Annotated in this window: 12 protein-coding genes; 8 read left to right on the top strand and 4 right to left on the bottom strand. The window is 66.5% G+C overall.

The features are described 5' to 3' along the window. The first annotated feature begins 237 nt into the window (after positions 1 to 237). Positions 238 to 687 (top strand): ATP-binding protein, encoded by a 450-nt coding sequence (locus QSJ59_RS10285; RefSeq protein WP_285758977.1) that lies wholly within the window; start codon positions 238 to 240, stop codon positions 685 to 687. 70 nt (positions 688 to 757) lie between these two features. Here QSJ59_RS10285 and QSJ59_RS10280 read toward each other — a convergent pair whose 3' ends face one another. Both QSJ59_RS10280 and QSJ59_RS10275 read right to left on the bottom strand, forming a co-directional pair. Further along, positions 758 to 916: a hypothetical protein gene (locus tag QSJ59_RS10280; RefSeq protein WP_285758975.1), complete on the bottom strand. Its 159-nt coding sequence runs from the start codon at positions 914 to 916 to the stop codon at positions 758 to 760. 172 nt (positions 917 to 1,088) lie between these two features. Next, complete coding sequence (locus QSJ59_RS10275) at positions 1,089 to 4,286, bottom strand: efflux RND transporter permease subunit (RefSeq protein WP_285758973.1); 3,198 nt, start codon at positions 4,284 to 4,286, stop codon at positions 1,089 to 1,091. Between the two features lie 219 nt (positions 4,287 to 4,505). Between QSJ59_RS10275 and QSJ59_RS10270 the strand changes: the two genes are divergently transcribed. Then, the gene (locus QSJ59_RS10270) at positions 4,506 to 5,003 is read left to right on the top strand and encodes a MarR family winged helix-turn-helix transcriptional regulator (protein WP_285758971.1); all 498 of its coding nucleotides are present in this window, start codon (positions 4,506 to 4,508) and stop codon (positions 5,001 to 5,003) included. A 122-nt stretch (positions 5,004 to 5,125) separates the two neighbouring features. Here QSJ59_RS10270 and cmtR read toward each other — a convergent pair whose 3' ends face one another. After that, positions 5,126 to 5,464: a Cd(II)/Pb(II)-sensing metalloregulatory transcriptional regulator CmtR gene (cmtR, locus tag QSJ59_RS10265; protein ID WP_285758970.1), complete on the bottom strand. Its 339-nt coding sequence runs from the start codon at positions 5,462 to 5,464 to the stop codon at positions 5,126 to 5,128. A 109-nt stretch (positions 5,465 to 5,573) separates the two neighbouring features. Here cmtR and QSJ59_RS10260 point away from each other — a divergent pair, with 109 nt between their 5' ends. The 6 genes from QSJ59_RS10260 to QSJ59_RS10235 all read left to right on the top strand — a co-directional run bounded on the left by QSJ59_RS10260 (position 5,574) and on the right by QSJ59_RS10235 (position 11,625). Next, positions 5,574 to 6,482 carry a cation diffusion facilitator family transporter gene (locus QSJ59_RS10260; RefSeq protein ID WP_285758968.1) on the top strand — a complete coding sequence of 303 codons (909 nt, stop codon included), beginning with the start codon at positions 5,574 to 5,576 and terminating at the stop codon, positions 6,480 to 6,482. 192 nt (positions 6,483 to 6,674) lie between these two features. Next, positions 6,675 to 7,919, top strand: a complete 1,245-nt coding sequence (gene nhaA, locus QSJ59_RS10255; protein ID WP_285758966.1) for a Na+/H+ antiporter NhaA — start codon at positions 6,675 to 6,677, stop codon at positions 7,917 to 7,919. A gap of 147 nt (positions 7,920 to 8,066) precedes the next feature. Next, entirely contained in the window at positions 8,067 to 9,485 is a 1,419-nt protein-coding gene (locus tag QSJ59_RS10250; protein ID WP_285758964.1) for a TrkH family potassium uptake protein, read from the top strand. Positions 9,486 to 9,508: 23 nt separating this feature from the next. Then, positions 9,509 to 10,177, top strand: coding sequence for a potassium channel family protein (locus QSJ59_RS10245; protein ID WP_285758963.1), 669 nt, complete (start codon positions 9,509 to 9,511; stop codon positions 10,175 to 10,177). 80 nt (positions 10,178 to 10,257) lie between these two features. Next, the gene (locus QSJ59_RS10240; RefSeq protein WP_285758961.1) at positions 10,258 to 11,163 is read left to right on the top strand and encodes a metal ABC transporter substrate-binding protein; all 906 of its coding nucleotides are present in this window, start codon (positions 10,258 to 10,260) and stop codon (positions 11,161 to 11,163) included. 228 nt (positions 11,164 to 11,391) lie between these two features. Beyond that, a complete protein-coding gene (locus QSJ59_RS10235) occupies positions 11,392 to 11,625 on the top strand; it encodes a DUF397 domain-containing protein (protein WP_285758960.1) in 234 nt (77 codons plus the stop codon). Between the two features lie 78 nt (positions 11,626 to 11,703). Here QSJ59_RS10235 and QSJ59_RS10230 read toward each other — a convergent pair whose 3' ends face one another. Further along, entirely contained in the window at positions 11,704 to 12,579 is an 876-nt protein-coding gene (locus QSJ59_RS10230; RefSeq protein ID WP_285758959.1) for a Sco1979 family transcriptional regulator, read from the bottom strand. Positions 12,580 to 12,584 lie beyond the last annotated feature (5 nt).

The following is a 12,584-nucleotide window of genomic DNA, read 5'->3' as shown; positions in this document are numbered from 1 at the left end:
CCGTGTTTCCCGCGCCGTGACCCTGGCAGGGCATGGACACCATGGCGGCTGGTCTCCTCGTACGTCACAGCGGCTTGATCGGCGGAAATGAGTCCTCACTCATCCCGCCGGGGAGTGATCACCATGACCGATGCCCCTCCTGCGCGGTACCCGGCCAGGCCCCTTGTGCTTGCCCCGGTCCCCCCGTCACGCGCGGCCACTGCCGCCCATCCGCCCTCCGAAGTCCCGGCGAGTCCCATGAACGAGCACAGCGCACCGCAACACTCCGACTCCCGTGGCGATCCGGTGCGGCGTCGATTCCCCGGTCGGGCGAGTCAGATCAAGCACGCCCGGCGCTTCGTGGAACGACAGTTGGGCACCTCACCCGAGACCCCCACCGCCACCTTGTTGACCAGCGAAATCGCCACGAACGCCGTCACACACAGCTCCTCGGGCACTCCTGGCGGAAAATTCGAGGTGACGGTGTATACCGCTGTCGGCTGGAGCCGCGTGGAGGTTCGGGATCTGGGAAGCCCCGAGCTGCCGTGTCCGCAGCACCGCGACCCCTACGACACCAACGAGCACGGCCGAGGTCTGGACCTCGTCGAGGCGCTGGCCGCCAAGTGGGGCACCGAACCCCGCAGGGACGGCATGGGCAGGATGGTCTGGTTCGAGCTCATCTGGGAGATCTCCTCTTCCCCGCCCTGACCGTCTCCCGGACAGGACAGGACAGGAATGGGACCTCCCGGCGGGAGGCCCCATTGAGGACCACAGGGTGTCAGCCGGCTGTCTCACCCGGCGACGCCGGGACGACCGGACCGTCGGGCAGGCGGTACTTCTCGTAGAGCCGGCGGGCGTAGTCCTTGGCTTCCTGCGACGGCTCCTCGCCGAGCTCCTCGCGAACCAGCTCGTCAAGGTCAGTATGGTTACTATCCATATGGCGAAGCTTGCCCTCCGTTACCTGCTTCTAACAAATCGGCGCGCCCACCGTCGTGCGTCAAAGCACGGTCGTCGGGCAGCGTTCATGAGAACGATTCGGGCACCGCGCCCGGGAACGGCGGTGCCGTGCCCGCTGGGAAGCGGACACGGCACCGTGATTCGTTTCTTCGCTATTGGACCTCGGCGGAGTCCTTCTCCCCATCGCCGACCGCGGACTGCTGCTTGCGCGCCTGTGCCAACTTGGCCTCGCGCTTGGCGTTGCGGCGCGCGCCTCGGCGTTCCTTGGCGCTTTCGGTCATGGTGTAGAGCACCGGGACCAGGATCAGGGTGAGCAGCGTGGAGCTGACCAGGCCACCGATGACCACCACTGCCAGCGGCTGGGAGATGAACGCACCGCCACCGGTGACGCCCAACGCCATCGGTGTGAGCGCGCCGATCGTGGCCAGGGCGGTCATCAGGATCGGACGGAGCCGGTGCCGAGATCCCTCGACGACGGCCTCGTTCAGGCCCATCCCCTCCTCGCGGTACTGGTTGATCAGGTCGATCAGGACGATCGCGTTCGTCACCACCACCCCGATCAGCATGAGCATGCCGATCAGCGCGGGAAGGCTCAGCGCGATCCCGGTCACCAGCAGCAGTCCCAGCGCTCCGGTCGCCGCGAACGGGATGGAGACCAGCAGGACCAGGGGCTGCATGAGGCTCTTGAAGGTCGCCACCATGACGAGGTAGACGATCGCGATGGCCACCAGCATGGCGATGCCCATCTGCACGAACGCCTCGTTCTGCTCCTGGCTGACACCACCGATGGAGGCGGTGGCACCGTCGGGCAGGTCGAGTTCCTCCACTGTCGTGGTGAGGTCCCTGGTGACCTGGCCGAGGTCGCCCTCGGTCGGCACGGCCGAGATCGTGGCGCTGCGGAACCCTCCGTCACGGCTCAGGGAGGGCGCCTGGAGCACCTTCTCGACGTCGGCGATGTCGGCGAGTTCGACCTCGTCACCCATGGGAGTGGCAATGGCGAGTTCGCGCAGTGCCTTGAGGCTGCCGGGGGCGTCCTCCACACGGACCACCATGTCGCGCTCGACACTGTCGATCGTGGCAGTGCCCACGTTGGAGCCCTGGAAGGCAGCGGTCACGGCCTGTGCGACCTGGCCCTCGCTCATTCCCTCGTCCGCGGCTTTCTCACCGTCGACCCGGACTTCGACGGCGGGCTGCTCGGCGGCAACGCTGCTCGTCACGTCGGCCGCGCCGGGAACGTCGCGGACGGCCTCTTCGACCAGGACCGCGGCATCCTGAAGGGTCGCGGGGTCGTCGGCCCGGACTTCGACCGACAGGGACGTCCCGCCCATTCCCTGTGCACTCTGCAACTGCAGTTCGGAGTCGGTGTCGATACCGTCGAGGGTCTCGCGCAGCTTGGTGCGGTACTCCTCCTGGTCGCCGTCGGGGTCCGTGGTGACCGTGTAGGAGACCGAGTCCGATCCCCCGCCACCGAACATCGCTGCGACGGAGTCCCCCGCGCCGAAGGACGCCTGGTAGGACTCGATCCAGGGGAGTTCGGCCAGTTGCTCCTCGACCTTGGCGGCCTCGGCGTCGGCGTCGTCCAGCGACGTGCCGACCGGGAGCTCCTGTGTCACGTTGATGGAGTTCTCGCCCTGGTCGTCCAGGAAGCTGGTCTTGAGATAGGGGACCATCGCCAGCGTTCCTGCGAGCAGCAGCACCGAGACCGCCAGGGTGACGACCCGGTGGCGGGTGACCCATCGGATCACCGGGAGGTAGGCGCGCTGCATCGGGCTGCGCAGTTCGCGCTGGTACTCCTCGGCCTTGACCCGCTCCAGATCCTCGGGCGGAACGACCTTGGGACGCATGAACCAGTAGGCCAGCACCGGGATGATGGTGAGCGAGACCAGCAGGGAGGCGGCGAGTGCGATGCTCACGGTGACCGCGAAGGGTCGGAACAGCTCACCGACCTGACCGCCCACGAAGCCGACCGGCAGGAAGACGGCGATCGTGGTCAGCGTGGCCGAGGTAATGGCCACCGCGACCTCGCGCACGCCGGTGAACACCGCTGTGTACTTTTCCTCGCCGTAGCCGAGGTGGCGTTTGATGTTCTCCAGAACGACGATCGAGTCATCCACGACCCGCCCCACGGCGACGGTGAGCGCGCCCAGGGTGAAGATGTTGAGGCTGTAGCCGAACAACTGCATCCCCAGCAGCGCCATCAGCAGCGAAACCGGGATGGACACTGCCGTCACGACCGTGGAACGGATCGACAGCAGGAACACCAGGATGACGATGACCGCGAAGGCCAGGCCCAGGAGCCCTTCCTCTGCCATGGCGACGATGGAGTCGTTGATGAACGGGGCCTGGTCGAAGACGACGGTGATGGTCGCCTCGGAACCGAGTTGCTCCTGAAGCTGGTCGATCTTGTCCCGGACCGCCTCGGAGATCTCGACGGTGTTGCCTTCGGGGGTTTTGGTGATGGACACACCCAGGCTGGGCTGCCCGTCGGTCCTGGTGATGCTGGTGACCTCGTCGAGAACGAGGTCGATGTCGGCGACGTCGGCGAGCCGGACCGGGTCGGGAGCCGCTGCGGGAGGCGCTCCGGGCATCGCGGGTGCGGGTGCGGACGTGGGGGCCAACCAAATGTTCTCGACGTCCTCGACCGAGTTCAGTTTCCCCCCGGTGGTGACGCTGAGGGTGCTGCCGTCCTCGGTCAGCTGCCCGCCCGGAGAGAGCGAACCGCTGGCCTGGAGAGCAGAAGTGAGGTCGTTGACGGTGTAACCCGCGTCGGTCAACTCGTCTTCGTCGGGGGTGATGACGACGGTGGAGTCGCGCACACCGGAGACGTCGACGCCACGCACGCCGGGGATGGACTCGAGCTCGGGGACGAGTTGTTCCTGGATCGGCTCGGCGAGGGCCTGTTCATCACCGTCCCCCGCCCCTGCGGCCAGGGTGACGACCGGGAAGTCGTCGATGCTGAAGGCGCGGACGACGGGGTCCACGTCGTCGGGCAGCATCGGCTGGACCTGGTCGACGGCCTGCTGCAGGGAGCGGATGACGTCGTCGGTGGAATCTCCGTAGTCGAACTCGGCGATCACCTGGGCCGACCCGGTGCTGGAGGTCGAGGTGTAGCCGGTGACCCCGGAGACGCCCTTGACCGCTTGTTCCAGTGTCTGGGTGATCTCGGTTTCCACGACCTCGGGCGAGGCGCCCTGGTACTGGGCGGCCACGACGGCCATGGGCAGTTCGAGCGACGGCAGCAGCTCACGCTTCATCGATCCCGCGGCGATGACGCCGAAGACGATCGAGGAGAGGGTGATCAACAGGATGAGCGCCCGGTTGCCAAGGCTGAGCTTGGCCAATCTGGACATGAGAGTGTGCTCCTCAACAAGAGTGTTCGCGGTGGACGCGGCGCCGCTTCGACGAGCGGCAGAGCGGTGGGGAACGCCGCGTTCCACGCAGTCCTTTTACGGATGTTCGTGGTGATTTGCCGGGCACGCATCACTCAGAATACTTCGTGTCACATTGAACTTCTGACCTGAATGATAGAAATCAGGGGTAAGTCAGGGACAACCGCCGACATATCAGGGATGAGCGCGACAAAGATGACCACGGGCAACGACGCCGCTGCAATCAAGAACGAGCTGATTTCCCAGCTCAGGGACTTGGAGCTGCGTCAGGTCCGCAGGTTCGCACGGGACCGGTCGCTTCCCCTGCTGACCACGACCCTGACCATCCAGCAGCTGAAGGTGCTGGTCCTGCTCTCCATCGACGGGGACATGCCCGCACACGAACTCGCCGAGGGCATCGGTGTGGGGGTCGCCACACTGACCGGGATAGTCGACAGGCTCGCCGCACGGTCGCTGGTCGTCCGACGCGAGGATGCCAGGGACCGACGGGTGCGCCGCATCGACCTGACCGAGGAGGGACGCGCACTGATCGCGGAGATGTGGGGCACCGGCCAGGAACGGAGTTGGAGCGCGCTCAGTGCGCTCGACGTGGAGACGCTGCGCGGACTGGTCCGCGGCGTAGCGGCGCTGCACGCTGCCATGGAGGCCCAGTGCACCGGGGACGACCTGCCGTCCTGAGGTCTCCCCCGACGCGTCCGGCGACTACCGGCCCGGCGGAAAGGCCAGGCCACGCGGAGCGGGCAGACGGTACCGAAGCGGGTCGCCGCATCCTTGCCGCACGCCGGAGCCGGGCGGACCGTTCAACCGGTGACGACCGGTTCCGCCTCCCCCGGCGGCACGTGCTCGGCCGCCACGCCCCAGACCACGCGAAGCAGATCATCCAACGCGTGGCGCAACGAATCGTCCACGAGGGTATAACTCGTCTGCCGGCCGTGCGCCGCCGTGCTGACTAGCCCGCATTCACGCAGACAGGCGAGGTGGTTGGAGACGTTCTGGCGGGTGAGGCCGAGCTGGTCCGCCAGCTGGGCCGGGTAGGCGGGCCCGTCCAAGAGCGCCAACAACAGACGACACCGCGTGGGATCGGCCAGGGCCCGGCCGAGACGCTGGATCGCGGAGAGACGCTGCTCGGAGGTCAACATGAAAATCATTGTACACGAATTGCTGTATTGACAGTCGGGGCTGTATAAACAGTGGAGGCTGAACAGTCACGGGTACAGGACGTTCCCGGCGGCCACTTCGGGAGGACCCATGGGCGACCACGGACACGGGCACCAGACAGCCGCGGCCAAACATCGCGGACGACTCGTACTCGTCCTGTGCCTGACTGTCAGCGTGATGGTCGTCCAGGTCATCGGTGGGGTGAGCGCGGGCAGTCTGGCGCTGCTGGCCGACGCCGGGCACATGGCGGCCGACTCGTTCGGTATCGTGCTGGCGCTGTTCGCCGTGTGGATCGCCGCCCGGCCCTCCAATTCCACGCGCACCTTCGGTTTCCAGCGCGCGGAGATCCTGGCCGCGGCGGCCAACGCGATCCTGCTCTTCGTCCTTTGCGGTTACATCGCCTACGAGGCGATCAACCGTCTCCTCGACCCGCACCCCGTGTCCGGACCGATCGTGCTGGTCGTGGCCGCGCTGGGTCTCGCGGTGAACGTGGTGGGCCTGGTCGTGCTCCAACGGGCGCAGGGCGAGAGCCTCAACATGCGCGGCGCCTACCTGGAGGTGTTCAGCGACATGCTGTCGTCGGTGGGTGTCCTCGTCGCCGGCGCCATCATCTGGACCACCGGCTGGGAGCGGGCGGACTCCGTCGTGTCGCTGGCCATCGCCGCCTTCATCGTGCCGCGCGCCTGGAACCTGCTGAACGAGGCGCTGCACATCCTGTTGGAAGCCGTGCCGCGCGGCATGAACCTCGACGAGGTGCGCGACCATCTGCTGAAGCAGCCGGGAGTGCTGGGCGTGCACGACCTGCACGCCTGGACGATCACCTCGGGTGTGCCGGTGCTCTCCGCACACGTCGTGGTCGAGGACGAACGGCTCACCGACACCGGCCGCATCCTGGACGAGTTGCACGAGTGCCTTTCCGGGCACTTCGACGTCGAACACTCCACCCTCCAGCTGGAGCCCGCCGGGCACGATGCGCACGAGGGCGCCCGGCACACGTGATCCGGCGTCACGCACCACGGAATGCCGTCGGTCCGGGGCCGACGTGGACAGCGAGGAGCACGCCTGGCATAGTCTCCTGAGGGTCCGATCACGGACCTTTGCGCAGGTGGCCGCGATCGTGCCATCACGCACCTGGTGTGCCGGGAAGTCTGGTCGGCGATTGGATCGCCCATGCCCTTCTCCAGGAGCACCATGACCGAGCACAAGCAGTACGGCCTTCGTACGATCCCCGACCTGCTGCGCAGGGACGTGGTCGGCGGATTCCTCCTCATCGCCGCCGCAGTGGTCGCCCTCCTCTGGGCCAACTCCGCGTTCGGCGCGACCTACGAGGCCGTACGGTCCTTCACCTTCGGACCCGATTCACTGCACCTGAACCTGTCGGTACAGGCGTGGGCGGCCGACGGGCTGCTGGCGGTCTTCTTCTTCATCGTGGGCAACGAGCTCAAACAGGAGTTCACCCACGGGGAGCTGCGCGACCCCCGCCGGGCCATGCTCCCCATCATCGCCGCGATCTGCGGAATGGCCGTCCCCGCGATCATCTACGCCCTGGTCAACATCAACCACCCCGAGACGCTTCAGGGGTGGGGGATCCCCATGGCGACCGACATCGCCTTCGCTGTTGCGATCCTCGCGGTGATCGGACGACACCTGCCTCCCGCGCTGCGCACCTTCCTCCTCACCCTTGCCATCGTCGACGACCTCGGCGCTATCGTCGTCATCGCCGTCTTCTACACCAGCGGCCTCTCCTTTCTCCCGTTGTTGGGCGCCCTCGCGCTTCTGGCGGTGTTCGGTTACCTCCAACGGGGCCGGGGCCTGGCCGCAGCCCTCGACCGTTCGGTGCTGCCCAACTGGGTCGTCTATCTCCCTCTCGCCTTCACCATCTGGGCGCTCATGCACGCCAGTGGCGTGCACGCCACCATCGCGGGTGTGGCCATGGGCATGCTGATGCGTACCGTGCCACTCGACGGAGCCTCCGAGTCGCCGAGCCATCGGGTCGAGCACCTGCTGCGCCCGTGGTCGGCCGGGATCGCCCTGCCGGTCTTCGCGCTCATGTCCGCCGGAGTCGTCTTCAACGGACTGGGCACGGTGTTCACCGACACCGCGGCCATCGGGATCATCCTCGGGCTGGTGTTGGGCAAACTCATCGGTATCCTCGGCGGATCCTGGATCACCACGAAGGTCACCCGGGCCGAACTGAACCCCGCTCTGAGCTGGATCGACCTGGCCGGGATGTCGCTGCTCGCCGGAATCGGCTTCACCGTCTCCCTGCTGATCACCGAGCTTTCCTTCACCGATGGAGCAGTGCTGGAACACGCCAAGAGCGGGGTGTTGATCGCTTCGCTGATCGCCACCGTTCTCGCCTCCGGCGTACTTCTGACCCGCAACGCCCACTACCGCAGGAAGCACGCCGGCACCGCGCACACACCGACCGGCTGACCGAATCTTCACCTCGCACCCGCGATGATCTCCCGAGAGCGACTCGGTTCCGCAGTTCGGCTCGCGTGTCGAACGCCCCGACGCTAACTTCGACATCCGTGGACCGGTTGGCCGGGGGGCCGCGACACGAGGGATGGCGGACTGATCATGCGGGACCGACTGCACGGCCTGCGCAGCTGGCTGATGCGATTACTGCACCGAGAGCGTGCGGAGACCCCGCCCGGAATCGTGGGGCACCGCTCGTCCTGGAGCAAACCGGGACGGGTCTTCGTGATGCTCTTCGGCACCGTCGCCCTCATCGGCACCGGACTGTTGCTGCTGCCGATCGCCCACGGGGAGGAGAACGGCGCCACCGTGGTGCAGGCGCTGTTCACCGCCGTGTCCGCCCTGTGCGTCGCGGGACTGGCGGTGGTGGACATCGGCGCGCACTGGTCGGTCTTCGGCGAGCTCGTCATCCTGACGCTGATCCAGATCGGCGGGTTGGGAATCATGACGCTGGCCTCGGTCCTGGGGCTCGTGGTCATTCGGCGGTTCGGCCTGCGAATGCAATTGAGCGTGCAGACCGAGTCGCGCACGCTCAACGTCGGCGACGCCCGCGGCATAGTCGTGCGCATTCTCAAGGTGAGCCTGGCGTGCGAGGCGGTCACCGCGGCGATCCTCGTACCGCAGATGTGGCTGGGCCACGACATGGCGCTGGACACCGCGCTGTACAGCGGAACCTTTCACGCGGTCTCGGCCTTCAACAACGCGGGGCTGTCCCTCTACGGCGACAGCCTGACGCGGTTCGCGGGGGATCCTCTGATCCTCGTCCCCACCGCTGTGGCCAGCGTGCTGGGCGGGCTGGGCTTCCCCGTCCTGTTGGAACTGCGGCGGCACCTGACGTCACCGCAGCGCTGGAGCCTGCACGCCAAGATGACCGTCTGCGCCTCCGCCCTCCTGTTCGGTGGCGGCATGATCGCGGTGACCGCGCTGGAGTGGAGCAATCCGCACACCTTGGGACCGATGCCCTGGCAGCAGAAGCTCCTCGACGGGGCCTTCCACGGAATCATGCCGCGCAGTGGGGGCTTCAACGTGGTCGACGTGGGCGCGATGGAGAGCTCCACCCTCTTCTGCACCATCATGCTGATGTTCGTGGGCGGTGGCAGCGCCGGAACGGCGGGCGGCATCAAGGCCGCCACTTTCGCGGTGATCGGACTGGTGGTGTGGGCCGAGATCCGCGGCCACCCGAACGTGCACGCCTTCGGACGCCGGGTCTCCTCCGGGGCGATCCGCCAGGCACTCAGCCTGACCTTCCTGTCCATGACCGTGATCGCCACCGCCACCATCTACCTGCTGATCCGGACCTCCTACGGACTCGAACAAGTAATGTTCGAGGTGGTCTCGGCCTCGGGAGTGGTGGGCCTGTCGACCGGCATCACCCCCCACCTTCCAGAAGACGTCCAGGTACTGCTCGTGATACTGATGTTCGCCGGCCGGATCGGCCCCATCACCTTTGCCTCCGCCCTGGCCCTGCGCGAGCGGACCCGGCGCTATGACCTGCCCGAGGCCCGACCGATCATCGGGTGACCCCGCCCCGCCAGGAGGACGCAGTGCCGCGTAACAAGACAAATGACAAACGGGTCCTGGTGATCGGGCTCGGCCGGTTCGGTGGCTCCCTGTCGGAAGAATTGGTCACCCACGGCTGGGAGGTACTGGGGGTGGACAACAATCCGCGCCGGGTCCAGGCGTACGCCGACTCACTGACCCACACCGTGGTCGCCGACACCACTGACGACGAGGCCCTGCGCCAATTGGGTGCGCACGAATTCACCCGCGCGGTAGTGGCCATCGGCACTCACCTGGAGGAGAGCATCCTCACCACTTCCCTGCTGGTGGACATGGGCGTGCCGCACATCTGGGCGAAGGCGATCAGCCGACGCCACGGGCGGATCCTGCAGCAGATCGGGGCCCACAACGTGGTGCTGCCCGAGCACGACATGGGCGAGCGCGTAGCACACCTGGTCTCCGGTCGCATGCTCGACTATGTGGAGATCGAGGAGAACTTCGCCCTGGGGAAGACACGCGCCCCCAAGGAGATCATCGGACGCAGGCTCGGCGAGACGAGGGTGCGCTCGGCCCACGGCATCACCGTGGTCTCCATCAAGCGCCACGGCGAGGCGTTCACCTACGCGACGACGGACACGGTTCCCCAGAAGGGCGACATCATCATCGTGGCCGGAAAGACCGACGCCGTGGAACGCTTTGCCGAGTTGGGCTGAACGCCACCGCCGGGAACGGGCGGTAGCGGACGAACCATCCTGAATTGACAATCGTTTTCACCGTCCACATGATGGACGGCATGCGATCTGGGATATTGAGGGCGGCCGCGGTCGGCGCGGTCGGAATACTGGCCGCCGGTACGGTCGGCGGCTGTTCGGCCACCGGCGGAGAATCTTCCGACGGCGTGTCCGTGATCACGACCGTCTATCCGCTGGAATGGCTGGCCGAGCGGGTGGGCGGCGACTCCGTGGCGCTGAGCAACCTCACCCAGCCGGGGGTCGACCCGCACGATCTGGAGCTGACCGCCCGCCAGGTCGGCTCATTGGGCTCGGCCGACATCGTCTTCTTCATCGACGGTATGCAGCCGGCAGTGGACGACGCGGTACACCAACAAGCGGCCGACGCCGCTTTGGCGGTCAACGATCTGGTGGAGTTGCGCGAGGTCCCGGAGGAGAACGGCGGCGGCCTCGACCCGCACATGTGGTTGGATCCGAATCGACTGTCGACCGTGGCCGAAGGACTGGGCGAGCGGCTGGCAGAGGTGGACCCGGACAACGCTGACACCTACCGCTCCAACGCGGCCGGCGTGGCGACCGAACTGACCGAAATAGACGCGGACTACCGGAGCGGCCTCGCACAGTGCGCGACCCGGGACATGGTCGTCAGCCACGCGGCGTTCGGCTACCTGGCCGACAACTACGACCTTCAGCAGACCGCTATCACCGGGATCGAACCCGATACCGAACCTTCTCCGGCCCGCATGGCCGAGGTCGCCCGCCTGGTCAAGGAACGCGACGTCTCGACCGTCTTCACCGAGACGCTGGTCAGTCCGGCCGTTGCACAGACCATCGCCGAGGAGGCAGGGGTGCAGACGGCGGTACTGGATCCACTGGAAGGCATCACCGACGAGTCGTCCGGAACGGATTACCCCTCGGTCATGCGCGCCAACCTGGAAACGCTGCGGAGCGCCCTCGACTGCTCCTGAGTCCGCCCGAAGGGTCCCGCCCGGATGTTTTTCGGCGGGACCCTTTCGCGTACGTGCGTCGGATCAATCCGCCTTGCTTACATAGCGCCTACATGCTCCCGCCCTCTCGGATTTTTCCCAGAGACATACGCTATCCTCCAAACTACAGTGCGCATGCACGTGCATTCGAGAATGCAAAAGCACGCGCGAAGTACTGTTCCACACAGGGCTGCAAGAGGGAGCTTGTACATGAGCACGTACAACGGCATTTCGGCCACTGAGCTCGGTGACGTGGCCTGGCAGAAGAGCCGCCGCAGCAACTCGATCGGCAACTGCGTCGAGATGGCGAAGCTGCCCGACGGCGCGATCGCGATGCGCAACTCGCGCTTCCCCAACGGCCCGGCACTGGTCTACACACAGGCCGAGATCGACGCCCTCATCCTCGGCGCCAAAGACGGCGACTTCGACAACCTGCTGGGTTAACGCCGACACCGGGCTCCGCCATTGACAACGACGGGGCCCTTCCCGATCGGCTGGCGAGAACGCTGTCCCGCTTTGAGGTCAGCCCAGTTCAGCGATGAACTGATCGAGCCGCGCCCGGCTCAGCTCGGGATGGTCGGCCACCACGGCGAGCCACTCGAAGGCCATGGTGTAGGCCTCTACGTCGTCGCGCCGGTCCTGGAGATTGCCCCCGGTGAGCTGCTCCAGGTACACGGCGTCGGGCAGGTCGTACTCGGGATAGCGCAGGATGGTGAACGACCCGGTCTCCGCGGCGAACACTCCCTGGCTGAACGGCACGATCTGCAACGTGATGTTGGGTTCCTGACTGAGCTTCTTCAGGTGCTCCAACTGACCGCGCATCACCTCGGCATCGCCGACGGGACGACGGACCGCCGGCTCGTCGATGATGACCCAGAGTTTGACCTTGGAGTTGTCCCGAATCCTGTGCTGTCGCCGCATACGGGTGGCGATCCGGCCGTGGGCCACGTGGTCGAGGCGCACTTTGCCCGCGCGCGTGATGACCTGACGCGCGTAGTCCTCGGTCTGCAACAGGCCGGGCACGAACTGGCTCTCGTAGACGCGGAGCTGGGTGGCGGCCTCTTCCAGCCCGACGTAGGACTGGAACCAGCCGGGCAGGGCGTCGCCGTACTTCTGCCACCAACCGGGTTCGTTGGCCTCCTTGGCCAGGCTGACATACGCCTCGCGCAAGGACTGGTCCGTGACACCGTAGAAGGTGAGCAGGTCTTCGACATCGCGGATCTTGAAACCGACCCGACCGAGTTCGACCCGGCTGATCTTGGATTCCGAACCGCGGATCTTGTAAGCAGCGTCAGCGCGGGTGATTCCCTTGGCCTCGCGAAGCTTGCGAAGTTGGTACCCGAGCAGGATTCGACGCACGGTCGGGCCGCTGCCCGGCTCTGGTTGAGCCACGCTCACCGCTG

The organism is Nocardiopsis ansamitocini, from assembly GCF_030268225.1.
GTDB lineage: Bacteria > Actinomycetota > Actinomycetes > Streptosporangiales > Streptosporangiaceae > Nocardiopsis_D > Nocardiopsis_D ansamitocini.
The sequence above is the reverse complement of the archived record's forward strand: the minus strand, read 5'-3'. Positions and strand labels throughout refer to the sequence as shown.

Coding starts and splice junctions, on each gene's coding strand:
- cmtR (WP_285758970.1), bottom strand. CDS start 5,464: ATGTTGACCTCCGAGCAGCGTCTCTCCGCGATCCAGCGTCTCGGCCGG.
- QSJ59_RS10260 (WP_285758968.1), top strand. CDS start 5,574: ATGGGCGACCACGGACACGGGCACCAGACAGCCGCGGCCAAACATCGC.
- QSJ59_RS10280 (WP_285758975.1), bottom strand. CDS start 916: ATGGATAGTAACCATACTGACCTTGACGAGCTGGTTCGCGAGGAGCTC.
- nhaA (WP_285758966.1), top strand. CDS start 6,675: ATGACCGAGCACAAGCAGTACGGCCTTCGTACGATCCCCGACCTGCTG.
- QSJ59_RS10240 (WP_285758961.1), top strand. CDS start 10,258: ATGCGATCTGGGATATTGAGGGCGGCCGCGGTCGGCGCGGTCGGAATA.
- QSJ59_RS10235 (WP_285758960.1), top strand. CDS start 11,392: ATGAGCACGTACAACGGCATTTCGGCCACTGAGCTCGGTGACGTGGCC.
- QSJ59_RS10250 (WP_285758964.1), top strand. CDS start 8,067: ATGCGGGACCGACTGCACGGCCTGCGCAGCTGGCTGATGCGATTACTG.
- QSJ59_RS10270 (WP_285758971.1), top strand. CDS start 4,506: ATGAGCGCGACAAAGATGACCACGGGCAACGACGCCGCTGCAATCAAG.
- QSJ59_RS10275 (WP_285758973.1), bottom strand. CDS start 4,286: ATGTCCAGATTGGCCAAGCTCAGCCTTGGCAACCGGGCGCTCATCCTG.
- QSJ59_RS10285 (WP_285758977.1), top strand. CDS start 238: ATGAACGAGCACAGCGCACCGCAACACTCCGACTCCCGTGGCGATCCG.